This is a genomic window from Limnobacter sp., from assembly GCF_043511195.1.
Classification (GTDB): Bacteria; Pseudomonadota; Gammaproteobacteria; order Burkholderiales; family Burkholderiaceae_B; genus Limnobacter.
Genome location: NZ_CP121330.1, coordinates 3,050,237 through 3,073,479 on the forward strand (window position 1 = coordinate 3,050,237; position 23,243 = coordinate 3,073,479).

The following is a 23,243-nucleotide window of genomic DNA, read 5'->3' on the forward strand; positions in this document are numbered from 1 at the left end:
AAGTGACTAGTGTCGGTTACACGACATAGTTCAACGCTTGCCAACCCCTGCTGAATCTGTGCTCCAAGCTGCGCAGTAAGAACCCAAGGAGACATCTACAAGAATCAACAAACATGAAGAACACCAAACAACGTGCCGTCCGCAGCCTGCTGGCCTTGACTGCGGCCACAGCACTGGCTGCTTGCCTGGGCGAAAGCAACGACTTGCCTGTAAGCGATGGTCGCACCAATCCGAATGAAAATTCTGGCAACAATGAATTTGTCGACACCGCTGGTTTGCAGTGCGCGCTGACCGATCCAAATTTATTGATTGGTGAGGGGCAAGACAGCCCTTCCATTTCACCGGCCAGTACGCCCAACAGCAACGTTCAACCCAACACAGGTTTGAACAGTGGCGCTTGCAAAAACAACACTGCGTTTACCATGGGCACTGGCATTGTCGACATTACCGGCCCTGCAGCGGGTTCCGTGATGATGGGTTATGAAAGCCCCACCCACGCCAGCCTTGGTTTGCACACCCGCCAGTTTTCCCGCGCCTATGTGATCGGCTCACCCTGCAACGGCAAACGCGTGGTGTATGTGGTCAACGACCTTGGAATGATTTTTCATGCAGTGCGCCAAGGGGTGCTGAACAAGGTGGCCGCCGACACGGAATTGGCTGGCTTTTACAATGAACAAAACATCATGCTGAACGCCACCCACACCCACGCCGGGCCCGGTGGCTATGCGCACTTCACCGCATTCAATGCCTTCCGTTTGGGGCACGACGAAGAGGTTTACAACTTCATCGTCGACGGCATTGTGGAGGCCATTCGCCGCGCACACACCAACCTGCAAGCCAACCCGGAACCGGGTCGCTTATTGGTCAATAACGGTGAGCTGCTCAATGCCAATGTGAACCGCTCAACCATTGCCTACGATCAAAACCCGCAAGAAGAACGCAACCAGTATTTGAACCAGCGCGGTGAAAGCCAGAATGTGAACAAGGAAATGGCACTGCTGAAATTACGCCGTGCCGATGGCACACCGATTGGGCAAATCAACTGGTTTGGTGTGCACCCCACCACCACAGGGAACACCAACCCTTTGATTTCTTCCGACAACAAAGGTTGGGCTGCCCTGGCCTTTGAAAAATTGATGGGCACGCAATACGAGGCACCCGCCGGGAAAGACACCTTCGTCGCCGCATTTGCACAAACCGATGAGGGCGACAGCAGCCCCAATATTTTCTTCAAAGACAAACCGTTTGAGGAACGTGGTGGTTCTACAGACGAATTGAAAGCGGTTGAAATAAACGGCAGCAAACAGCTTGCGAAAGCTTTGACGCTGTACCGAGATGCCAACCAGATGGTGCGCGGTGGTGTGAACTTTGCGCAATTCCACGTAAAAATGGACGAGGTTGAAATTACCGACCCTGCGGTGTTGAATTCACTGCGCCACCCGGAATCACTGAACAGTGCCGTGAAGAAAACCTGCACGGCCGCCATGGGCGTTTCATTTGGCGCCGGTGCTGAAGACGGGCCAGGTCCAACTGTGGAAGGCGCGAGCTGCACAGCGCGCACCGACCCTGCCCGCCTCACCCGCGACCTGGCGGCACTGGCTGCGGGCAAACTGCCACCGGAAGTATTGGCGACCGCCGTGTTGTGCAACCTCAATGAGCTGCCTTTCGACGCCGTACCGGTGGGCACCAGCTTAAGCTGCCAAGCTGAAAAACCGGTGCTGTTTGTGCTCGGCCCACCCCTGAACTTCAGCAACAATGTGCTCCCATTCCAGTTGTTCACCATCGGCAATGTGGCCGTGTTGGGCTTGCCATGGGAAATTACCACCATGGCGGGGCGGCGCATTCGCCAAACCGTATTGGAAGTGTTGGAACCGCAAGGCATCGACCAGGTCATCATCAGTGGTTTGAGCAACGACTTTGTGAATTACCTCACCACACGCGAAGAATATTCCATTCAGCAATACGAAGGCGCATCTACCCAATTTGGCCCCTGGACCCTGGCCGCCGTGCAACAGGAAAGCCGCAGGTTGGCCATGTCATTGGCGCTGCAAGCTCAGCCACCCGAAGGGCCACCCCGTACAGTGACCAGCAATCCGATTCCACGCCCGCCGTATGTACCATTTGATCAGGCACCCGGTGCTGCATTTGGCGATGTATTGGCGCAGCCCACACCCTCGGTGGCGGCTGGCAACACGGTGACCGCACAATTTCAAAGCGCTCATCCACGCAATATGAAAACCCGGGGATTGGCCATTGTTGAAGTAGAACGAATGAACGCTCAAGGTGAGTGGGAAAGCTTCACCCACGACCGCGCGCCCGAGCTTCTTTTCCGCTGGCAACCTTTCGAGCCCACACCTTACCTCAGCCCTGTTCCGCTCGCTGGTTTTGTGTCCACCGCACTGGCGGAATGGAAAATTCCGGCCAACACGCCCGTGGGAAAGTACCGAATCAAACATCGAGGTGTGGCAGTGCCAGCAGGATCACCCGAAGAGTTTGAAGGTATCAGCGAAGCATTCGATGTAACGGCCACTGGGGCCACGTGCCGCGACGGGAGAACATTGTGATTCACAAGTTTTTATTTGGCATTGCAACTGCCTCGCTGTTGCTGACTGCCTGCGGTGGCGACTCAAGCAGCACAAACAGTGCTGGCACACGCGTAGGCGCCAGTGCAGCCAATACAACCAACCCGTTTCCAGACTATCAAAGTACGCTTTACACCGGCACCAGCAACTGGCTTTGCCACCCCGACTTAATGGGCACCAACAATGTGTGCAACGGTAACTTTGACAGTACTGCCGTGGCCGCCGACGCAACAGCAACCACCCTAAGCTACACACCAGCCACTGCACCGCAAGTGGATTGCTTTTATGTGTACCCCACAACCAGCATTGACCTGGCGGGTAATTCCGATTTGAACGACGACCTGCAAGAGCAACAAACCACCGCCCTTCAGTTTGGTCGATATGGTGAAGTGTGCAGGCAGTTTGCACCGGTGTACCGGCAACGCACACTGACCGCGCTGGGTTTGAACACACTCACCGGCGCACTGGGTGGCATTGACGTTGCACCCAATGCTGGCGAAGTGGCCTATGCCGATGTGCTGGACGCTTTCAAGGAATACATTGCCAACCAAAGCGAAGGGCGCGGTTTTATTTTGGTGGGTCATTCACAAGGCTCAGGCATTTTGCGCAGGCTGATTGCCGAGGAAATTGAAACCCGACCCGAGTTGCTCAGCCGCTTTATTTCCGCACACATTCCTGGCACCAATGTGCTGGTTCCAACTGGTCGAGATGTGGGTGCTTCTTTTCAAAAAGTAGCTGCATGCCGCAGTGCCAACCAGCTTGGCTGTGTGGTGGCTTACGTGACCTACCGCGCGGGCGACCCCGAACTGGAAGACCCGCGTTTTGGCTTGAGTTCAGTTGAAGGCACACAAGCCCTGTGCACCAACCCGGCCGCACTGGCGGGTGGGCAGTCTGATTTGTTTCCGATCATTCCGCGCCAGCAACCACCTGTTTTTCGCGTGTTGTTGATTCCACGTGGGCCAGGTGGACCCAATGCAAACCCAGCCTGCAACCTGACCATTCCAACGCCCTATTATTCCATGCCCGGGCAAATCAAAGGTGAGTGCAAAGTGGGCCCCAACGGTGTCAGTTATCTGGAGGCCAGCATTGTGGCCGACCCCAACGACCCACGCGCAGACGACTACCCCGGTGAATTCATCGGCGGCATGAACTGGGGCTTTCACCTGATTGATGTATCGATTGCGCAAGGTGACTTGATTCGCCTGGCACAACGCCAGGCGGGCAGTTACCTCAGGTAGTAAAAAGGCGCACAGTGCATCGATTCACTCCACATTCGTGCTGCATTCCGCAGCACTGGGTGTGTGGTGGCAACGTACCTTTTTCAGCAGGCTCATCATGCGTTTGTCGTATACGCCTTCTTGCGTTAACTGCACGCGCGCCTGCTGCATCATGACATTGTATTTTTCCTGATCGGCGGGTGTCACATCCATCCAGAATTTGGCGGGCACCTGCTTTTCAATTGTTTTGACTGCGTCAAGCGCTTGGTCAATAAAGCCCAAACCAAACTTGCGCATTTTCTTCAAACGATCGTCCAGGTCAGGCACTTCTTTTTCCAGCCGGGTACGGTTGATAATCGCTGAACCGGTCACATTCAGCAGCGGCATTTTGTAAACCCCACCCTTGGTACCCAGGCCGCGATACAGCTCCAACGGCGCAAAAGCCACAGCCGGTGCAGCCACAATATCAACCACACCGTTGTTGAATTTTTGCGCGAAGTTGGTAATGTCGCTGGGCACCGCCTGCGCACCCAATTGCTGAATCATTTTTGACTGGCTTTTGTCCCAGTCCATCACCGCGACTTTCTTGCCAGCGGCCTTCTCGATGGAATCAATGGCGCGGTCATTCACCATCACATACGCGGCGCCCAAGGGGGCCATGCCCACCACCTGGTACTTGCCTTGAATCGACAAGTCGTACAAGGTGTCGCTGCCCATCAACACCTGCAATGCAGTTTTGACATGGTCATAAGTTGGTAAGGCACCCACGGCATCAAAGCTGCCCATGAACTGATTGAACAAACGGGCACGCAACGTGGTAATACCCACCGCTTCACACTGCCCCGTGCGAAAAGATTCGGTGGCAACAGTTTCATTGGTGTGCGGAATCAGCTCGGCAAACACATTCCACTTGCGCGCTTCCAGTGCAATGTCTTGCGCAATGCTGAACACTGGGCCCGCCTTTCCCAAAATATCAAAAATGCAAATCTTGATGTGCAAGGGTTTTTCCAGCGGCTTCATCTCTTTCATAAGTTGGCGCGACACATTGCCAATCAAATTCGGAGGAATTTCCGGGCCTTTGACTTGAGCATAGGCTTGGGTAGCAGCGCACATACTGGCTAAAACCAGCAAAACGGGCAGAAAACGGGTGAGCATTGTGTTGTTCCAGTAAGGCGTGCAAAGCGGGCGCAATGGGGTACTGCAACACAGATGTAACTGAGCAGTCACATCTTGAATGAATCACGAGCAAGGGTCAACCTTGCAGCGCAATATGCTCCACTGCCGTGTATTCACGGCCTTTTCGATGTTAAAACTAAAAATGATGTGTTCATTAACAAAACAGGAAAGTCATGGAATCCATGTCCGAGTTCTTGTCGCTGGTTTACCAGTGGCTAACCACGCCTCTGTTCAATTCCGAAGAAAGTACATTTTCAATGGCCAGCATTGTCGGGCTCTTGTTCATCATTGTGCTGGCTTGGTGGGGCGCCGCCACAGTCGAAAAAATCATTCAGCGCACCACCAAAGGCAAAACCTACAAAGGCATTGATGAGTCAACCCTGTACCTGCTGGGCCGACTGCTTCGCTACACCATCTGGGTTGTGGGCACACTGATGGGCCTCTCCTACATTGGCTTTAACCTGAGTGGCCTGGCCTTCTTGGGCGGTGCAATCGGTGTGGGCATTGGCTTTGGTTTGCAGAATATTTTCAGCAACTTCATGTCGGGCATCATTCTGATTGTGGAGCGCAGCCTGAAAATCGGCGATTTCGTGGAAATGTCCTCGGGTGCCACCGGCGTTGTCAATGAAATTGGTTTACGTTTTACTCGCATCACCACGCGCGACAACGTGGACATCATTGTGCCCAATTCTGAATTCATCAATGGGCAAGTCATCAACTGGAGTTTTAGTGAAAAGTTTCGACGAATTCATATTCCGTTCGGCGTGGCCTATGGTTGCGACAAAGAACAAGTACGGCAAGCTGCGCTGGATGCAGCGGATCGCGTTGAAGGTGCAATCACTGACAACCCCACCCGCAAACCCGAAGTTTGGCTGGTTGAGTTTGGTGACAACAGTTTGAATTTTGAGTTGGTGATTTGGGTGGGCAATGAACTGATGTCACGGCCCAAGCGCACGCAGGCTTTGTTTTTGTGGGAAATTGAAACTGAACTTCGCAAACACAACATCGAGATCCCCTTCCCGCAACGCGACCTGCATGTGCGTTCAGGGCAACTCGATGTGCGCATGGTCAAATCAGATTAAAAGTCGAGCGATGCCGACACTGTCAAGGTGCGCGGGTTGCCAATGGTCAGGTAGCCCGAGCCAGGGAAACCGCCCGCTGACGCCCAATAATCGCGATCAGTTACATTGTCCAATCGGGCACGAAGTGTAAGTGCCTGATCATTGCCCACTGCCATCACATAACGCACACCCAAATCCAGGCGAGTCCATGAAGGCACTTCCTGCGTATTGGCTGCGTCGGCGTACTGGCTGCTGGTGTATATTGCGCGGGTCTCGAACGCCAAACCCTGCACCTGTTCCGGGCTCCATTCAAGGCCCACATTGGCCTGCGCAGAAGGTGCGCCAATTGCATCACGGCCATCGACATCGGTGTTCAGAACGCTCAAGCCGCCCAGCACCTTGACTGTTTTACTGGCTTTGCCAAACGCCATGATTTCCAGACCCTCATTGGTTTGATCACCAATTTGAGAAAACGTGTTGGTGCTGTCGATGCCGTAACTGGGCTTCTCGCTTTGAAACACAGACACCGACCCACCGATGTTGCCACCGTCGTATTTCACACCCAACTCAACTTGCTCGGTTTTGAAAGGTTTGAACACGGAGCCTGCGTTGGTCACAGCCTGATTATTTGCAGTCTGCGGTGCCGTTTCACCTTTCACCAAACCCTCAATGTAATTGGCATACACCGAATACTGTGGGTTCAGTTTGAATACAACCCCTGCCACCGGCGTGGTGGCGCTTTCTGAATAAGAGGCTGTTTGAGCGCCTGTGGTGAAATCAAAACTCTTGGCTTCAATTTCCTGACGACGAACGCCCACAGTCAGCAACAACTGATCATTCAGGAAGGCCATTGAGTCTGCAATTGCAAGACTCGAAGTGTCTGTTTTCTCGGTGACCAAGGGATTGTTAAAGCTACCACCCGGAAAAATCACTACCGTGGGCTCAGCCACCGGTTGAGGATTGTAAATATTGCCTGAAAAACTATTGTAGAAATTGAAGGCATTTTTTGACTCCAACTCATACATCGCAGCCGAGGTGCTCACAGTGTGCTTCACGCCACCTGTGTTGAACTTGAAACGCAAACCGGCTTCAGCGGTTTGAACGGAGTCTTCTCGCACATTCGAAAATCTGTTCGCGTCATAGTCTCCGTTGGAATCATCCACGGTAGGGTTGGCGAAATTGCCAGCCTCAACACCTTCCCGAATACCCCCAGCAATCCAGCCCGTTACTGTGTCATTGAAATCATATTCTGCACGCACAGTACCAAAGGTGTCTTCAGCGTTCGAGAATGTCCAGGGCTGCGCAATGCTGCGGTCCGCGCGCGGTGTGGGCGGAATGGCCAAGCCAGCGCCAATTGTTATATTGGGTTGCGAAGCTTGTAACTTGTGCTCCTGGTAGCCCACATCTGCGGAAATTCGCAGTTTGTCACTGCGGAAATCTGCGCCCACCGCAAACAGGGTTAATTCACGCGATTCCCCTTCAACATTCGTGTCGCCATCGCGCTTGGCAATGGTTGCGCGCACACCCGTAGAACCGTCGTTGAAACGGCGTGCAAAGTCACCCGCCAGGTAAGCCTCTCCGCCATCCTGAATGCCCACGGTGGCCTGGTTGATGTCGTAGTTGGGTGCACGTTTTGGCACCACGTTAATGGCACCACCCAAACCACTTCCACCGGGTGCTGCACCGTTCAAAAACGCATTGGCACCGCGCAACACTTCCACACGTTCAACCAACTCAGATGCCAGGTATTGGCGCGGCAACAAACCATACAAACCGTTGTAGGACATGTCATCTGAAAAAATTGGCAAACCACGGACCAAATACACTTGCTGGAAATTGCCGAAGCCTCGCGCAACGCGAACGGCTGGGTCATTCAGCAGCACTTCGCCCACGCTGGCCGCTTGCTGGTCTTGAATCAGCTTGGACGTGTAGCTGGTCAAATTAAAGGGGGTGTCCATGTTCGATTGGGTACCCAACAAACCCACACGCCCGCCTGAAGCGACCTGGCCACCTGCGTATTCAGGTGCCAAGCCCTCGGCAGAAGCATCGGCACTGGCGTTAACCTGCACGGCGGGCAACTCGGTAGTTTGAGCAAATACTGGAGAGGACAAGGCAGTAAACACGGCCAAGGCCAAGACGTTTAATTTCGGATTCTGGGCGTTCATGAGAAGATTGAGGACAATGAATAATCGAACAATTATAATGATAATTATTATCATTTGTATTAACGAGTGTTAATTTTTCACCATGACAACTGACCTGCACAATTGGCTCGACTCGTTTTACCAGCAAGAGTCGCGACGAATACTGGCAACACTGATTCGGTTGCTGGGCGACTTTGATTTGGCCGAAGAAGCCATGCAAGAGGCCTTTTCAATTGCGATTCAGCAATGGGAAATCAATGGCATTCCTGCCAATCCCCGCGCATGGATGGTCTCAACTGCTCGCTTCAAGGCCATTGACCAAATTCGTCGGCGTGCAAAATTTGATACGTCATATGAAGAGGTCGCCGATACACTGGCAGAACAACTGCACCACGAACCCGATTACACAGACGAGGGCATTGAAGACGATCGCCTTCGACTGATTTTCACTTGCTGCCACCCTAGCCTGTCACCCGAGGCACAACTTGCACTCACCTTGCGAGAGGTCTGTGGTCTGTCAACAGAAGAAGTGGCCAGTGCATTTTTAAGCGCAGTGCCCACGATCGCTCAACGAATTGTTCGTGCCAAAACAAAAATCCGCGATGCCAAGATTCCCTACGAAGTGCCACAAGCAGAGCAACTTCAAGAACGTCTGCATGCGGTTTTACAAGTGATCTACCTGGTCTTCAATGAAGGCTACTCCGCTTCGGCGGGCGACGCCTTGATTCGTCAGGAACTGAGCGGTGAAGCCATTCGACTGGGGCGTTTGCTGGTGGAGTTATTGCCCGAACCAGAAGCGATGGGGCTGCTGGCGCTGATGCTGATTAACGACTCGCGCCGCACAGCACGCAGCACGCCCGAAGGCGACTTGATCTTGTTGGCAGACCAGAATCGCAAATTGTGGAATCAGGAACAAATCAACGAAGGTGCCCAGTTGGTTTTGCAAGCGTTGGCATCCCGACGATTTGGTGCCTACACGCTTCAAGCGGCAATCAGTGCAGTGCATGCCGAGGCGCCAAGCGCCGAGGAAACAGACTGGATACAAATTGTGGGCCTGTACGATGCCCTGCTGGAGCACACCCACTCACCGGTGGTTGCACTGAACCGCGCTGTAGCAGTGGCCATGCGCGACGGCCCCGAGGCAGGGCTTGCACTGGTGGACGAATTGCTTGCGCAAGGGCAGTTGACCGAGTACCACCTGGCCCACGCAACACGTGCCGACTTGTGCCGACGCCTGGGCAAACTCAACGAGGCCATGGACGCTTACCAGGCAGCACTTCGACTGACTCGGCAAGGACCGGAACAACGTTTTCTGCAGAGCCGCATCAACGATCTGAAAAAGTAATTGAAAAATTTTTGATCGCTTGTCGATTTCCAGATTTGCCGTTCGACTAATTCATGAAGCACCAACCCAAGGAACCACAAAGGAGTGAGCATGAACGCAATCAAAGCTGTACTGGAAAGCTGGCAGCAAGCCGTAGTCGAGGAAGATCTGGACAAGATCATGAGCCATTACAGTGAGGACATCGTTTCTTTTGACGCGGTCAAAGCGCTACACATCGTTGGCAAGGCCAATTACACAGCGCACTGGGAATACTGCATGCAATTGTGTGGCGGCGGAGTCATCATGGAAATTCATCAGCTGGCCATGCATGCTGCAGGCGACCTGGCTTTTTGCCACTACCTGTCACGCTGCGGTTCCGTGCAAGATTTCGGCGAGGAAAACATCGGCTGGATGCGGGCCACGGTTTGCCTGCGCCTACAACACGGCGAGTGGAAAATCGTGCATGAACACTTTTCCTCCCCCTTCGACCCTGAAAGTGGCAAAGCCATTTTTGATGCACAACCTTGAAAGGCGGTGTGAAATGAAATACTTGTGCCTGGCCCACGAGGAAGAGGCCCTTTTCAATGCCATGCCACGCGAGGAGTGGTTGGCCTTGCGACAGGAAACATTGGGTTATGTAGAAGCTTTGAAAGCCAGCGGTCATTTGCTTGCAACACACGCCCTGCAAAGTGCCAGCAATGGCGTGCTGGTGCGTGTACGCAACCAACGGCTTGTGACCACCGATGGTCCTTTTGTTGAAACAAAAGAACAATTGGGTGGGTATTTTCTGATAGAGGCCCACGACTTCAACGAAGCCCTGCGCATTGCATCACAATGGCCTTCTGCAAGACTGGGTACCATAGAAATTCGCCCAATCGAGGAAACACTTCGCGAAGACTCTCGCTACGGAGACCCATCATGAAATATCTGGCATTGGTGTACTACGACGAAAACATCATGAACGGCATGTCCCAGCAAGAATGGGACGCCTTGAACAACGAGTGCAGTGCCTGTGTAGAGAGCCTAAGCCAACGTGGACATTTCATCACTGGGAGCCCATTGTTGCCTGTGAATACCGCCACCACCGTGCGGGTACGCAATGGCAAAACTCACACCACCGACGGCCCTTTTGCAGAAACCAAAGAACAACTCGCTGGTTTCTACATGCTGGAAGCCAAAGACCTGAACGAAGCCATTGCATTGGCCGAAAAAATTCCGCCGGCCCGTTATGGCTCCATTGAAGTACGTCCTGCCCGCGAACTGCTTAGCCATGGCAATGCAGCGGGCGGTGCGCAGGCAGGCTGAATCAAAGACTCATTAATAAATTTACATCGACGTGTTCAAATGCGCTGGCAAGTGGCTTACGCCGTTGAAACTCAGCAAACTGACTTTGCCTTTGGAGTACAGCACTTCGGTGAGTGACGCATTTCGGATCACGCGCAGCAGGCTGTACCAGCTGGCATTGGGCAAACCCATGACTTCACACACCAGCGCTGCAATCGACCCCGCCGAGGTTACCACCCATTCAGTTTGTCCCGGCGCCTGCTGCGCTTGGGTGTGGCTGTTCAGCCACTCGCGCAATTGCGCACGAAAATCCACCAGGCTCAGGCGGCCCGGAATGTCCACTTCACCATTGCCCCAGGCGCGGCAAGTGGCATCGTAATCGCGCAATATCTCGATTCGTTCGCGCCCTGCATTCAGCGCCATGGATCGGCCCAGCAATTGTTCGGCTGTGCTGAAAATTTCCTCGCCCTCGGCAAACTCGTCCAGCAGCGCGTATTCAACACCTCGCAATTCAAAACCTGCATCCCTCAACAACCACGCAGCCGTGTCAGCCTGCCGTTGACGCGGACCATGCAACACCGCTGTGGGTTGAACACCCTGCGTGCGCAACCACTGCCCGGTGGCGCGTGCCTGTGCCTGCCCCACTTCCGACAAGGCATCGTAGCGCGCTGCACCAAAGGAAGCCTGGCCATGTCGCATCAACACCAGGGTGCTCATGCTGATTGGCCTTTCAATACTTTGGGGTTGCTGGCCAATAAGCGGCTTTTGCCCACCTCGCGCAAATGATTCAACACCGCTGCACACTCGGTGCTTTCAGGGTCAGCAACACCGGCACGAATGCGAGCCGCAAGTTCACGATTGGCCTGCGCCACATCAAACACAGGTTCCCCCAACAACTGGGCCAGCGCTTGCTGTTCGCGCTCATCAGGGGCTGTTCCCTGCTGCAGTTCACGCTGCGCAATTGACATGGCGTTCATCACCATCAACACGTCTCGCTTGGCGTCGCCTTGCAGCATGGGCAGCACATTGTTTTTCAACACATCGCGGGCGCATTGCAACAGCGACTCACCTGTGGGTTGTTCACGCATTGTTGTGCTCCGTCATGTTCAAAATTTCCCATTCCAGTTCAGGCACAATGTGCCCGGTCAAGGCCAGCAGCAAAGAGTTTTCCTGACCCGAGCAATAACGCTGTGCCTGCTCAATGGCCACTACAGCCCAACGCACATGGGCCATCACTTCCCAGTAATGAATTTGATCGCGGTCGATTTTTTCACCCGACTCCGCTTCATAGCCTTCGTAGAAATGCGCTCGCTCGCCAATACCACCTGCCTGTAAATCGTTTTGACCAAAACGCCAGCACTTGGCGCAAAACCAGCCAATGTCCTCCAGCGGGTCGCTCCATCCGGCAAATTCCCAATCCAGAATACCGGTCAAGCCATGTTCGTCCACCATGTAATTGCCAGTGCGAAAATCGCCATGCGCCAAGGCAATCACATTGCGCTGTGGCGCGTGCCGTTCAAGCCAGCGCAAACCCCACTCCAAGGCTGGGTAGGCCGTGTGGTGTTGGTCCAGAAAAGCACGGTGGGTGTTGATTCGGTACAGCGCAGGCGACTCGGTGTAAGCATGCAAAAAGCCAAGCGCATCAACAGGTGGCTTTACCGAATGAATGCGTGCCAATTCCCGCCCCAAGCGGCGTGCAAGCTCGATGCGATCCGGTGCATACCCCGTGTTTTTTACAAGCACATGGCCAGCGGCAGTGCCGCCTATTCTGCGCATCACAAAAAACGGACGCCCAAACACGGAAGTGTCTGCGCACAAACACAGCGGTTGCGGCACAGCCACCCCGGCATTAAAAACTGTTTGCAACAATGCAAATTCCTGGGCACGACCATGGCTAATGGCCACACCTGCAGTGGGTGAATCACAGCGCAACACGGTATTCAGCAGCCCGGAATATTCACCACCCTTTACTTGCAAATCAAGCGCCCAGTTCTCTTGCACGGCACCGCCTGAAAGCAAGGCAGCCTTCAGGATTACTACGGTGTCCGCAGCCAGGGCCGTGGTCAAAAATCGTTGCAGTGATTCTTTCTGTGTCTCGTTCATTCCACCGCCCTACAGTGCGCTGACCAAATGGCCACGATCCACTGCAACACAAGCGCCGGTCATGCCTGCACCTGCATTCGAAGCAAGCAGCAACAGTGGCCCAGTCAAATCGCTGAGTTCACAAAACTGCCGGGAGGGAATTCGCTTGCGCAATTTGTCGCCCAGTTCGCTGTGCAAAAAATCGCTGTTCATGTCGGTGGCCACATAGCCCGGCAAAATTGCATTCACGCGAATGTTGTAGCGGGCCAGTTCAAGCGCCATGGCTTTGGTGGCCTGCACCAAACCGGCTTTTGAAATGGTGTAAGGCCCCACCGAGCCACCCACCCGCTCGCCCAATATGGAGGCAATGTTCACAATGGCACCCGGCTTCCCCGCTGAAGCCAAGGCACGCGCAAGTTCGGTGGCCACAAGCCAGCAACCCTTCAAATTGGTGTCAAGTATTTGGTCCCAGTCTTCCTCGGTCTGCTCCAGCATGGGTTTGGCAATGGATTGCCCTGCGTTGTTCACCAGCACATCGGGCACACCATACATTTGGACCAAGTGTGCCATTGCGTTGCTCACCGAGGCTGAACTACTTACATCCATGGCCACCGCAAATGCCTTGCCGCCCTCCGACTGAATTTGGGCAAGCACCTGCTGCAATTTGTCCACGCTGCGTGCGCTCAACAACACGGTTGCACCGGCCTGCGCCAATACGTGTGCAAAATGCTTGCCCAGCCCGCTGGAAGCACCTGTGACCAGCACCAACTTGCCCTGCATCGAAAACAATTGATTTGTATTCATCTTAATACCGCCCGGCAATCAGTTTCTTGCCCATGCTGAATCGGTGCACTTCACTGGGGCCGTCGTAAATTCTGAAAGCGCGCATGTCGGTGAAAATTCGGCTCACAATGGTTTCGCCGGTTACGCCCTGCCCACCCAGAATTTGCACACTGCGATCCACCACGCGCCACTCGGCTTCTGAGCACACCACCTTGGCGCGGCTGGATTCAAAATTACAGCGCTCGCCTTGGTCCAGCATCCAGGCGGTGTGCCATATGTGCAAACGTGCCGTGTGCAAATCCATTTCATTGTCGGCCAACATAAAACTGACCCCTTCATGCGCACCCAGTTGCACACCAAAAGCCTGCCGCTTTCGGGCGTAGTCCAGCGCAATGTCGTGCGTGCGGCGGGCTTGCCCCAACCAACGCATGCAATGGGTTAAACGGGCAGGTGCCAGGCGCACTTGCGCATACCGAAAACCTTTGCCAATTTCACCCAATACATCGGTGGCAGGCACACGCAAATTGTTGAACTTCAACACACCGTGCCCGCCTGTAAAGCAGGCATCCATCGCGTCCATGGTGCGCACGTACTCAATGCCGGGGGCGTTCATGTCGCTTAAAAACATGGTGGCGGCGCCGTCTTCCATCTTCGCCATGATGATCGCGAAGCTTGCGCCTTCCGCACCGGTGATAAACCATTTGTCGCCATTGATCACGTAGTGGTCGCCGTCTTTCACCGCGGTGGTTTGCATCATGGAAGGGTCGGCGCCTGCGCCAGGTGCAGGCTCGGTCATGGCAAAGCACGAGCGAATTTTTCCCTGCACCATGGGTTTTAACCAGCGCTCTTTTTGCGAATCCGTGGCCACCACCTCCAGCAAATGAATATTGCCTTCATCGGGCGCATGGATGTTCATGGCCGTTGGACCCAGTGTGGAGTAGCCCGCCTCTTCGAACGCAATTGCTTTTTGAATGTGGCTCCAGCCCCGACCACCCAATTCCACTGAAGCATGGGGTGTTAACAAACCGGCACTGCGGGCCAGGCTGACCAATTCCTCGCGCAAAGCCTCAGTGGGACCATGCGCGGTTTGGCGCGCGTCTTTTTCCAGCGGAATGATTTTTTCGGCGATGAAACTTCTCACTTCGTCTTGAAGTGACTTCAGCGCAGGGGTCAGGGAAAAATCCATGGAGTACTCCGTGTCAGTCGATACATCTACTGTAATCGACTTCAACGCGGCCACCCAAATGCAGACAACCAGCCCGGCTCATGGATAACCCTGAAAACCCGCTTATGACCAGGGCAGAATGGGGGCTTGTAAACGCGCGGCAGAACCCACATCACCAAAACGCGCATCGCCCTGCTCCCAAGCCCGCTGGGCCTGGGCAATGGCTTCTTTGCTGTGGCCCACAAAATTCCACCACATTTGCACGGGCTGCTTGAATGGTTCGCCGCCCAGCAACAACACGCGCGTATTCGCGCCAAGCGTCATATCCAGGCCTTCTGAACCCTTCTCCAAATAAGCGAATTCTTCAGGCGTGTAGATCTCGCCCTGCACATTCACTTGTCCGGTTAATGGCAAAAATCCGTACTCAAAATCGGGGTTCAAATTCAGCGCAACCGTGCCGCCTTGTGGGCTGAACAAATCCATGCCCAGCATGGGCGAATGCACCGCAGTGGGTGCCTTCATATCGCCATAGCTGCCCGCCAACAGTGTGAACTGAACACCGTCGGAATGCCAAACTGGCAACTCGGGATAATGCGCAAAATCAGGATCGCAATTGGCCAAGGCTTCAGGCAACGCGATCCACAATTGCGCAGCGTGCAGGCGGCCACCGTTCACCACCGAGTCTTCGGTGTGCACAATGCCACGGCCTGCTGTCATTAAATTCACTTGGCCTGGGCGAATAATCAGTTCATTGCCCAAGCTGTCTTTGTGCAACACTTCGCCATCGATCAGCCAGGTGAAAGTTTGCAAGGCTGTGTGCGGGTGCGCCCCCACATGCATGCCTTTGCCGGGCGCAAAGTTCACCGGGCCAGCATGGTCAAGAAAACACCACGCCCCCACCATGCGCTGGTGGCGACTGGGCAAGGCACGTTTCACCAACATGCCTTCGCCCAAGTCTGCGCTTCGAAGTTCAACTCGCTTGATTTTATTCATAACAAAATCATAACGCCTTGCGCTTACTTCGTCAGTGCGGTGTAGCTGGTAATCAGGTTGCGGTAGTCAGGAATGTGATTGGAGAACAAAGCACCCAAACCTTCAATGTCGTTGCGCCAGTCGCGATGCAATTCACAGGCCACGCCAAACCAGGTCATCAGTTGCGCACCCGCTGCCGTCATGCGTTCCCAGGCGGAATCGCGGGTCAGCTCATTGAATGTGCCCGATGCGTCGGTGACCACAAACACGTCATAGCCCTCGGCCAAGGCGGACAAGGCTGGAAATGCCACACACACCTCAGTGACCACACCGGCAATAATCAACTGCTTTTTGCCGGTGGCTTTGACGGCCGCCAAAAATTCTTCGTTGTCCCATGCATTGATTTGTCCGGGGCGTGCAATGTAAGGCGCATCGGGGAAAATTTCCTTCAACTCGGGCACCAGCGGGCCGTTCGGGCCAGTCTCGAAACTGGTCGTCAAAATGGTGGGCAAATTGAAATATTTTGAAAGGTCGGCCAGGGCCAATACATTGTTTTTGAAACGATCGGGGTCGATATCGCGTACCAGCGAAAGTAAACCCGCTTGGTGATCCACCAACAGCACTGCAGCATTGTTTTTATCAAGGCGAACGTAGGGCTTGCTCATGATTATTTCCTTTACATATTGACAGTGAATAATGGCAATATGCTATTGGAATAAACAATCACCGATAAGTAGTCCAATTTTCAACAAATCGTTCCACCAATAGAACGATTAAGGGGAGCCCAGTGGACTTAAATGACCTGTATTACTTCGCCAAAGTGGTTGAGCATCAAGGTTTTTCAGCTGCGGCGCGTGCATTGGGCGTGCCCAAATCCAAAATAAGTCGCCGAATTGCCGAACTCGAAAAGCGCCTGAACACCCAGCTGCTTTATCGCTCCACACGCAAACTGCACATCACCGAAATTGGCAAAACTTACTACCAACACTGTAAAGCCATGTTGATCGAGGCAGAAAGCGCCCAGGAATTGATTGAGCACAGCCACGCCGAACCCAGGGGCCTGATTCGCGTGACCTGCCCCATTGCCTTATTGCATGCTCACATTGGCGACATGCTGGCCGAGTTTCTATTGAAACACCCACAGGTAACCCTGCACATGGAAGCCAGCAACAGGCGGGTGGATGTGGTGGCCGAGGGCATTGACCTTGCCATTCGTGTTCGCCCCTTGCCCCTGGACAGCAGCGACTTGGTACTCAAGGTGTTGTCAGACCGTGGATTGTGTTTGGTGGCCTCGCCTTGCCTGATCAGCAAAATGGGCATACCCAAACACCCCAACGACTTGAATAAGTGGCCAAGCCTTGGCCTGGGTCAAACCCAAGGTCAGGTGCAGGCCAGTTTTGAATGGTGCTTGACTCACGACAGTGGCGAACGCGTGGTGGTGCCCCACTCACCCCGGCTTGTGACCACCGACATGGTTGCTTTGCGCGCCAGTGCCATGGCTGGCGTGGGCGTAGTTCAACTGCCCAACCTGATGGTGCCCAAGCAAGTGACCGCGGGCGAGTTGGTGAAGTTACTGCCCGGTTGGTCACCCCGGCGGGAGGTTATTCATGTGGTGTTTCCCTCTAGGCGCGGCATGCTGCCCGCGGTTCGCGCTTTGATTGACTTCCTTTCTTAAAAATATGACTCTTTTGACGAGGAGTGACCAACTTTTTTTTCAGGATTAATATGGAAGACATGCAGGCGGTCAACAATATCCATTGTCACTGCCTATAGAGCAAATTTATAAAAACAACTTGATTGATAGGATTTAGCCACCTACACTCAATTGAGCAGTTAATGATTAACGGCAACACAAGGAGAGATGTATGTCAAACGATGCAAAATGCCCTTTCACGGGCGACGGTCCTAAAACAGCGATTGCCGGCACACCCACTAACGCAAGCTGGTGGCCCAACGCACTGAACATCAAATTGTTGAATCAAAACTCCCCATTGACCAACCCGATGGGTGAAGATTTTGACTATGTTGAAGAAGTCAAAAAGCTCGACGTACCTGCCCTTCTGAAAGACCTTGAAGCGCTGTACACCAATTCCCAAGACTGGTGGCCCGCCGACTACGGCCACTATGGTCCATTTTTCGTTCGCATGACATGGCATGCCGCAGGTACATACCGTATCGCCGATGGCCGTGGCGGTGCTGGCACCGGCATGCAGCGTTTTGCACCCCTGAATAGCTGGCCCGACAACGGTAACCTGGACAAGGCCCGACGCCTGCTGTGGCCCATCAAGCAAAAGTACGGCAAGCAATTGTCATGGGCTGACCTGATCACCCTGGCAGGTACTTACTGTATGGACACCATGGGTTTCAAAACCTTTGGTTTTGCATTCGGCCGCAAAGACGTTTACGAGCCAGAGGAAGTGTACTGGGGCCCTGAAGCGGAATGGCTCGCCACAAGCGACAAAGCCAACAGCCGTTACAGCGGCAAGCGCGACCTGGAAAACCCATTGGCTGCCGTACAGATGGGCTTGATCTACGTGAACCCGGAAGGTCCGGACGGTAACCCCGATCCCAAACTTTCTGCACACGACATTCGCACCACATTTGCCCGCATGGCGATGAACGACTATGAAACCGTTGCACTGGTAGCCGGTGGCCACACCTTCGGCAAGGCGCACGGCGCGGGCGATCCATCACTGGTTGGCCCTGCCCCCGAGGGCGCACCAATTGAAGAGCAAGGTTTGGGCTGGATCAACAAGCACGGCACAGGCAAAGCCGGTGACGCTACCACCAGCGGCATTGAAGGCGCCTGGAAACCCAACCCCACCAAGTGGGACATGGGCTACCTGGAAACCCTGTTCAACTACGACTGGGAGCTGACCAAGAGCCCAGCCGGCGCACACCAGTGGAAGCCCAAGGGTGGCGCAGGTGCAGGCACAGTGGTCGACGCACACGACCCCAACAAGAGCCATGCCCCCATGATGACCACCGCCGACCTGGCGCTGCGCATGGATCCTGATTACGAGAAAGTGTCTCGCCACTTCCTGAACAACCCGGACGAGTTTGCCGATGCCTATGCACGCGCATGGTTCAAACTGACACACCGCGACATGGGTCCAAAGAGCCGTTACATCGGCCCATTGGTACCGAAAGAAGATTTGATCTGGCAAGATCCAGTGCCAGCAGTGGACCACAAACTGGCCGATGATGCGGATGTTGCCGCACTGAAAGCCAAGGTGTTGGGCCGCGGCTTGAGCATTGCAGAATTGGTGCGCACGGCTTGGGCTTCTGCATCGACTTACCGCAACAGCGACAAGCGTGGCGGCGCCAACGGTGCACGTATTCGCTTGGCTCCTCACAAAAACTGGGAAGCCAACAACCCTGCTGAATTGGGCAAGGTGTTGGAGCAGCTTGAAGCAGTGAAAGCCGAATTCAACGATTCTGCAAAAGACGGCAAGAAAGTTTCACTTGCTGATCTGATCGTTATAGCTGGTGCTGCTGGTGTTGAAGCCGCAGCCAAGAAAGCTGGTCATGACATCAAAGTGCCTGTTGCCTTGGGTCGCACCGATGCAACGCAAGACCAAACCGATGTGGATTCGTTTGAAGTACTTGAACCCACAGCAGACGGCTTCCGCAACTATGCCCGCAAGGGTCTGGAAGGAACCGCAGCAGAGCGTTTGATCGACAAGGCCAACCTGTTGGGCCTGACTGCACCTGAAATGACTGTGTTGGTAGGTGGCCTGCGTGCCTTGAATGCCAACGTGGGTGGCATCAAGCATGGTGTATTCACCAAGCGCCCAGAAACACTGACCACCGACTTCTTCACCAACCTGCTCGACATGAGCACCAAGTGGAGCAAGTCAACCAGCGCCGATGGCGTACTGGAATGCCGTGATCGCAAAACGGGTGAAGTGAAGTGGACAGGTACACTGGCCGACATGTGCTTCGGTTCCAACTCGCAACTGCGTGCCCTGTGTGAAGTGTATGCAGGTGCCGACGCCGAGAAGAAGTTCGTGAGCGACTTCGTGGCCGCATGGAACAAGGTGATGAATGCCGATCGTTTTGATTTGCACCATTAATTTGTTTTAAAACTTGCTTTGCAAGCGAGAAAGCCCGGTGTGAAAGCACCGGGCTTTTTTGATTGGTGTATCTTTTGCAGTCCGGTTAAATTCTAAAAGCACATTCACAGCATGTCAGCACCCGTTATTTTCAGCACCATCACAACTGCCAGCGGTCACCTATTCGGGCATGCCCTATTGAACAACCCTTCCGCCTTGAATGCGCTGACACTGCCCATGATCGATCTGCTCGATCCGCAGCTGAAAGCCTGGGCTGAAGATGATTCCATTGCTGGCGTGGTGTTGAGCGCAGCGGGCGACAAGGCATTTTGTGCAGGCGGCGATGTGGTCAGTTTGCACCATGCCAGCAAACGTGTAGGCGCCGGGCAAGTACCCCCCGAGGCCGAGGCGTTTTTCGAGCGTGAATACCGTTTGGATTACCGCATTCACACCTACCCGAAACCGATTCTGTGCTGGGCGCATGGCATTGTAATGGGTGGCGGTGTGGGCTTGATGGTGGGTGCTTCGCACCGCGTGGTCAGCCCCAATGCGCGAATCGCTATGCCGGAAATTCACATTGGTTTGTACCCGGATGTCGCGGGCACCTGGTTTTTGCACCGCATGCCAAAACACACCGGTTTGTTTCTAGCATTGACTGGCGCCATGATCAACGCCGGCGACGCCATGCTGGGCAACTGGGCTGACGCGGTTGTTGAACATGCGCAGTTTTCAGAAGTGTTGCAGGTCATTGAAAACACGAACTGGTTCGGTGAATTGAAAGCAGACCGCGAGCTGTTGTCCACATTGCTCAAAGGGTTCGAGACCGAGGCACCCAAACCCTTGTTACACACGCATGCGAAAGCAATTGATGAAGTAATGAATCGCGATGCACTGATCGACATCGATCTGGCGTTACGTGAACTTTTGCAACACAGCGAGCCCTGGCTGGCCAAGGCCGCACAAGCTTATGCACACGGCTCACCCACCTCGGCAGCGTTGTCGTATGAACTGATGAAACGGCATGCCAATGCCGATTTGGCTGATGTGCTCAGGCTGGAATATCAAGCTTCAGTGGGTTGCTGCGCACACCCGGATTTCCCGGAGGGTGTGCGTGCGCTGCTGGTCGACAAAGACAAGTTACCGAGATGGACACCAGCTCACCTACGCGAAGTTGAAGCTGAACTGATCGCCGATATTCTTACACCCCGGTTTAAAGACTCACATCCGTTGGCTGATCTAGGCAAGGCTTAACCCGCGCCTGCCCTACAAATTAGCACCCACCACAAGCGACAGGAAATCCCGATCTTTAAACGGATCAAAATAGGCTTGATCGTTGAACATGCTGTAATTCATTTCCGCAAAATATTTGGCAGATTGTATTTCAGCGCGAAGGCCCAGACCCAAATTCATGCGGTCTTCAAGAAATACGCCATCGGCCGAATAGCCTTTGAAATCATGCGAGAAAAATACACGCGGGGCCAGATTAATCCCGAATAAAGCATCCGGATAGGTCAGCGCTGCCAAAATGCGGTAGCCGAACGCGGTCTCGGTGGCGTAACCGTCCACCACGCAGTTGCGCGCATTGGGATTGACGCCTGCATCGCAATTGCCACCGTTGTAACTGATATGCGAACCCGCTCCAAATGCGGGTGAGCGCCCGAAGCGATCCCCAGTGAAGGGGTCGCCGATTCCGCGCCACATTTGAGCACCAAGCTCGCCAACCACAGCCAGTTGGCTTGCACCCAAGCGACGCGGAAACAATGCAATTGTGGACACCTGGGCTTGAATTTTATCCAACGGTTTGTAACCCTGCAGCACGGAGCCCATTGGAAACTGGGAAGCATCGCCGTATCGAGCCAGTGGACCATCCCCAGTGGCAGAACCCTTGATCAAATCAACCGTGTTGTAACTGACCGGATAATCTTTGGTGTAACTAAGCTCGCCAAAAACCGAGTATCCGAACAGTTCTGTTGCTGCGGAAAAACCGGCAACCTGAATATTTTCCTGACTGTAATCAAAAAAGTACGACAGCGGATTCACGACACTTTGCCCGGCCACAGCCAAACCATTGAATATTGAATTGTCAAACCCGGACGGGGTTTTCACTAGGCTCAACGAAGGAATTCGTTGGTGATAATTCACCAGATAAGCGCCAAACTCGGTGCCGATTTCCCCGGCGTAGTACCGCGCCGCCAAACCCATTTGCCCAGAATCTTTGGGTCGACCGTCCGCCAGTTGCGCCATTCGAAAATTCAAACGCGCAAGATCCAAGGGCAATCCGGTCAAATTGGCCAGCGTACCCAAGCCGGGCAAGGAAGACAGGCCACTTAGCAAAGCGGTGTTCACTGGCACGCCAGACACGTTCACAACACCACCGCCCGAAAACGTTTGTTGATCGTTGTAACCCGTGAAATCAACCGTGGCAGGCCCTAGACTCAAGACCCCCGGATTAACGGGTGCGCCCTGAAAATTACAATTCAAAAGGTCTGCCTGTGAAAAGAATGTGCCACAACCATCCACGACCACTTTTTCATGATTCAGCTGAACAAAACCCTCCAGCGACAAATCGGGAGTCGCCTGAAGGTTTCCATAAATTTGAGGGATAGGCAGAAATACTTCCTTCAATTGTGCCCCTGGCCGGCGCAGCGCAGCAGAATCGAAATTTGAATACTGATTCACGCCACCCAACACGAACAAGGCCTCGCCCCAAGTCACGACCTGATTGCCCACTTTCATGGTCAATGGCTTGCCTAAGGGTTCAAAGTCTGCAAACACATAGCTGTCAAGAAATTGGGCATCCTCGAACTTGGTGCCCTTCTCGAAGCCATTGTCATTGAGCGGTTCGTTGGAGCGAAAACCATTGTTTGAAGAGCCGTGAGGCACTCGATTGCTGCGGTTGTGGAAGTCTGAAAACGCTTTGGCGCGAACAAAAACACCATAGTTGTCTTTCTTCAATTCGAGTTCGCCCACTGCTTTGGCAACCGAATTGAACACATCGCCCTTGGCATAATTCAAATTGCCATCATCGACGGTGCCACTTGAAGCCTCGCCCCCATTGCCAATGAACACCAGGGATTTGTCGGCATCCTTGGTGCGCATGGAGGCCCCCACGCTGACCTCCATGGCCCATCGCCCTTCAATACCGACAGGCCCATTAAAAGTTCCTGCACCGAATCCGCTTGCGCTGTAAAATGTCAACGCCAAAGGCAGCAGGCCTTGCGCAGACACGCCTTGCCCGAGTTTGAGCCACGATGGTTTCATTGGAATTTGTCTCCCACAATTTTAGGTATGTTCGTAATCAATCTTGGTACGTGCCTTGATTTTTTACTTACGACATATTTGCTCAGTATATTACTAAGCAATTTGTGAGATGTTACCGGCGCAACACATTAATCCAA

The 23,243-nt window shown here is 53.8% G+C and carries 20 protein-coding genes; 10 read left to right on the forward strand and 10 right to left on the reverse strand.

What is annotated here, in order from left to right; all coding sequences use genetic code 11:
• Positions 1 to 113: 113 nt before the first annotated feature.
• On the forward strand, positions 114 to 2,564 hold the full coding sequence (locus P0D43_RS14505; RefSeq protein WP_341236850.1) for a neutral/alkaline non-lysosomal ceramidase N-terminal domain-containing protein: 2,451 nt from the start codon (positions 114 to 116) through the stop codon (positions 2,562 to 2,564).
• Positions 2,561 to 3,820, forward strand: a complete 1,260-nt coding sequence (locus P0D43_RS14510) for a DUF3089 domain-containing protein (protein WP_394672781.1) — start codon at positions 2,561 to 2,563, stop codon at positions 3,818 to 3,820. The genes P0D43_RS14505 and P0D43_RS14510 overlap by 4 nt, the downstream gene beginning before the upstream one ends.
• Before the next feature lie 24 nt (positions 3,821 to 3,844).
• On the opposite strand, the gene P0D43_RS14515 is transcribed toward P0D43_RS14510, so the two are convergent.
• A complete protein-coding gene (locus tag P0D43_RS14515) occupies positions 3,845 to 4,954 on the reverse strand; it encodes a putative solute-binding protein (protein ID WP_159572215.1) in 1,110 nt (369 codons plus the stop codon).
• Between the two features lie 194 nt (positions 4,955 to 5,148).
• Here P0D43_RS14515 and P0D43_RS14520 point away from each other — a divergent pair, with 194 nt between their 5' ends.
• A complete protein-coding gene (locus P0D43_RS14520) occupies positions 5,149 to 6,057 on the forward strand; it encodes a mechanosensitive ion channel family protein (protein WP_394672782.1) in 909 nt (302 codons plus the stop codon).
• Here P0D43_RS14520 and P0D43_RS14525 read toward each other — a convergent pair.
• Positions 6,054 to 8,201, reverse strand: a complete 2,148-nt coding sequence (locus P0D43_RS14525) for a TonB-dependent receptor (RefSeq protein ID WP_341236847.1) — start codon at positions 8,199 to 8,201, stop codon at positions 6,054 to 6,056. The two genes, P0D43_RS14520 and P0D43_RS14525, sit on opposite strands and share 4 nt — an antisense overlap.
• 82 nt (positions 8,202 to 8,283) lie before the next feature.
• Between P0D43_RS14525 and P0D43_RS14530 the strand changes: the two genes are divergently transcribed.
• The 4 genes from P0D43_RS14530 (at position 8,284) to P0D43_RS14545 (ending at position 10,809) form a co-directional block, all read left to right on the forward strand.
• Positions 8,284 to 9,525 (forward strand): RNA polymerase sigma factor, encoded by a 1,242-nt coding sequence (locus P0D43_RS14530; protein WP_341236846.1) that lies wholly within the window; start codon positions 8,284 to 8,286, stop codon positions 9,523 to 9,525.
• Positions 9,526 to 9,615: 90 nt separating this feature from the next.
• A complete protein-coding gene (locus P0D43_RS14535; RefSeq protein ID WP_159572206.1) occupies positions 9,616 to 10,032 on the forward strand; it encodes a nuclear transport factor 2 family protein in 417 nt (138 codons plus the stop codon).
• A 13-nt stretch (positions 10,033 to 10,045) separates the two neighbouring features.
• Positions 10,046 to 10,426: a YciI family protein gene (locus P0D43_RS14540; protein ID WP_341236845.1), complete on the forward strand. Its 381-nt coding sequence runs from the start codon at positions 10,046 to 10,048 to the stop codon at positions 10,424 to 10,426.
• Positions 10,423 to 10,809 (forward strand): YciI family protein, encoded by a 387-nt coding sequence (locus P0D43_RS14545; protein WP_159572200.1) that lies wholly within the window; start codon positions 10,423 to 10,425, stop codon positions 10,807 to 10,809. The genes P0D43_RS14540 and P0D43_RS14545 overlap by 4 nt, the downstream gene beginning before the upstream one ends.
• 21 nt (positions 10,810 to 10,830) lie before the next feature.
• Here the strand turns inward: P0D43_RS14545 and P0D43_RS14550 are convergent, their stop codons facing one another.
• From P0D43_RS14550 to ycaC, 7 genes are all read right to left on the reverse strand, one after another.
• The gene (locus P0D43_RS14550) at positions 10,831 to 11,505 is read right to left on the reverse strand and encodes a histidine phosphatase family protein (RefSeq protein ID WP_394672783.1); all 675 of its coding nucleotides are present in this window, start codon (positions 11,503 to 11,505) and stop codon (positions 10,831 to 10,833) included.
• Entirely contained in the window at positions 11,502 to 11,876 is a 375-nt protein-coding gene (locus tag P0D43_RS14555; RefSeq protein ID WP_341236843.1) for a DUF6285 domain-containing protein, read from the reverse strand. Before P0D43_RS14555 ends, P0D43_RS14550 begins: the two co-directional genes overlap by 4 nt.
• Entirely contained in the window at positions 11,869 to 12,891 is a 1,023-nt protein-coding gene (locus tag P0D43_RS14560) for a phosphotransferase family protein (protein ID WP_341236842.1), read from the reverse strand. The genes P0D43_RS14555 and P0D43_RS14560 overlap by 8 nt, the downstream gene beginning before the upstream one ends.
• A 9-nt stretch (positions 12,892 to 12,900) precedes the next feature.
• Positions 12,901 to 13,674: an SDR family NAD(P)-dependent oxidoreductase gene (locus P0D43_RS14565; RefSeq protein WP_394672784.1), complete on the reverse strand. Its 774-nt coding sequence runs from the start codon at positions 13,672 to 13,674 to the stop codon at positions 12,901 to 12,903.
• Between the two features lies 1 nt (position 13,675).
• Complete coding sequence (locus P0D43_RS14570) at positions 13,676 to 14,839, reverse strand: acyl-CoA dehydrogenase family protein (protein WP_394673735.1); 1,164 nt, start codon at positions 14,837 to 14,839, stop codon at positions 13,676 to 13,678.
• Positions 14,840 to 14,941: 102 nt separating this feature from the next.
• Positions 14,942 to 15,811: a pirin family protein gene (locus P0D43_RS14575; protein WP_341236840.1), complete on the reverse strand. Its 870-nt coding sequence runs from the start codon at positions 15,809 to 15,811 to the stop codon at positions 14,942 to 14,944.
• 23 nt (positions 15,812 to 15,834) lie between these two features.
• On the reverse strand, positions 15,835 to 16,455 hold the full coding sequence (gene ycaC, locus P0D43_RS14580) for an isochorismate family cysteine hydrolase YcaC (protein ID WP_394672785.1): 621 nt from the start codon (positions 16,453 to 16,455) through the stop codon (positions 15,835 to 15,837).
• A gap of 122 nt (positions 16,456 to 16,577) precedes the next feature.
• Here ycaC and P0D43_RS14585 point away from each other — a divergent pair, with 122 nt between their 5' ends.
• The 3 genes from P0D43_RS14585 (at position 16,578) to P0D43_RS14595 (ending at position 21,096) form a co-directional block, all read left to right on the forward strand.
• Complete coding sequence (locus tag P0D43_RS14585; RefSeq protein ID WP_394672786.1) at positions 16,578 to 17,465, forward strand: LysR family transcriptional regulator; 888 nt, start codon at positions 16,578 to 16,580, stop codon at positions 17,463 to 17,465.
• A 190-nt stretch (positions 17,466 to 17,655) separates the two neighbouring features.
• Positions 17,656 to 19,866 carry a catalase/peroxidase HPI gene (katG, locus tag P0D43_RS14590; RefSeq protein ID WP_394672787.1) on the forward strand — a complete coding sequence of 737 codons (2,211 nt, stop codon included), beginning with the start codon at positions 17,656 to 17,658 and terminating at the stop codon, positions 19,864 to 19,866.
• 111 nt (positions 19,867 to 19,977) lie between these two features.
• A complete protein-coding gene (locus tag P0D43_RS14595) occupies positions 19,978 to 21,096 on the forward strand; it encodes an enoyl-CoA hydratase/isomerase family protein (protein ID WP_394672788.1) in 1,119 nt (372 codons plus the stop codon).
• Positions 21,097 to 21,108: 12 nt separating this feature from the next.
• Here the strand turns inward: P0D43_RS14595 and P0D43_RS14600 are convergent, their stop codons facing one another.
• Positions 21,109 to 23,106 carry a DUF1302 domain-containing protein gene (locus tag P0D43_RS14600; protein ID WP_394672789.1) on the reverse strand — a complete coding sequence of 666 codons (1,998 nt, stop codon included), beginning with the start codon at positions 23,104 to 23,106 and terminating at the stop codon, positions 21,109 to 21,111.
• Positions 23,107 to 23,243: the final 137 nt, after the last annotated feature.

Excerpts from the sequence above, each read along its gene's own strand:
- P0D43_RS14505 (WP_341236850.1), top strand. The coding sequence starts at position 114 with ATGAAGAACACCAAACAACGTGCCGTCCGCAGCCTGCTGGCCTTGACT.
- P0D43_RS14515 (WP_159572215.1), bottom strand. The coding sequence starts at position 4,954 with ATGCTCACCCGTTTTCTGCCCGTTTTGCTGGTTTTAGCCAGTATGTGC.
- P0D43_RS14520 (WP_394672782.1), top strand. The coding sequence starts at position 5,149 with ATGGAATCCATGTCCGAGTTCTTGTCGCTGGTTTACCAGTGGCTAACC.
- P0D43_RS14525 (WP_341236847.1), bottom strand. The coding sequence starts at position 8,201 with ATGAACGCCCAGAATCCGAAATTAAACGTCTTGGCCTTGGCCGTGTTT.
- P0D43_RS14530 (WP_341236846.1), top strand. The coding sequence starts at position 8,284 with ATGACAACTGACCTGCACAATTGGCTCGACTCGTTTTACCAGCAAGAG.
- P0D43_RS14535 (WP_159572206.1), top strand. The coding sequence starts at position 9,616 with ATGAACGCAATCAAAGCTGTACTGGAAAGCTGGCAGCAAGCCGTAGTC.
- P0D43_RS14540 (WP_341236845.1), top strand. The coding sequence starts at position 10,046 with ATGAAATACTTGTGCCTGGCCCACGAGGAAGAGGCCCTTTTCAATGCC.
- P0D43_RS14545 (WP_159572200.1), top strand. The coding sequence starts at position 10,423 with ATGAAATATCTGGCATTGGTGTACTACGACGAAAACATCATGAACGGC.
- P0D43_RS14550 (WP_394672783.1), bottom strand. The coding sequence starts at position 11,505 with ATGAGCACCCTGGTGTTGATGCGACATGGCCAGGCTTCCTTTGGTGCA.
- P0D43_RS14555 (WP_341236843.1), bottom strand. The coding sequence starts at position 11,876 with ATGCGTGAACAACCCACAGGTGAGTCGCTGTTGCAATGCGCCCGCGAT.
- P0D43_RS14560 (WP_341236842.1), bottom strand. The coding sequence starts at position 12,891 with ATGAACGAGACACAGAAAGAATCACTGCAACGATTTTTGACCACGGCC.
- P0D43_RS14565 (WP_394672784.1), bottom strand. The coding sequence starts at position 13,674 with ATGAATACAAATCAATTGTTTTCGATGCAGGGCAAGTTGGTGCTGGTC.
- P0D43_RS14570 (WP_394673735.1), bottom strand. The coding sequence starts at position 14,839 with ATGGATTTTTCCCTGACCCCTGCGCTGAAGTCACTTCAAGACGAAGTG.
- P0D43_RS14575 (WP_341236840.1), bottom strand. The coding sequence starts at position 15,811 with ATGAATAAAATCAAGCGAGTTGAACTTCGAAGCGCAGACTTGGGCGAA.
- ycaC (WP_394672785.1), bottom strand. The coding sequence starts at position 16,455 with ATGAGCAAGCCCTACGTTCGCCTTGATAAAAACAATGCTGCAGTGCTG.
- katG (WP_394672787.1), top strand. The coding sequence starts at position 17,656 with ATGTCAAACGATGCAAAATGCCCTTTCACGGGCGACGGTCCTAAAACA.
- P0D43_RS14595 (WP_394672788.1), top strand. The coding sequence starts at position 19,978 with ATGTCAGCACCCGTTATTTTCAGCACCATCACAACTGCCAGCGGTCAC.
- P0D43_RS14600 (WP_394672789.1), bottom strand. The coding sequence starts at position 23,106 with ATGAAACCATCGTGGCTCAAACTCGGGCAAGGCGTGTCTGCGCAAGGC.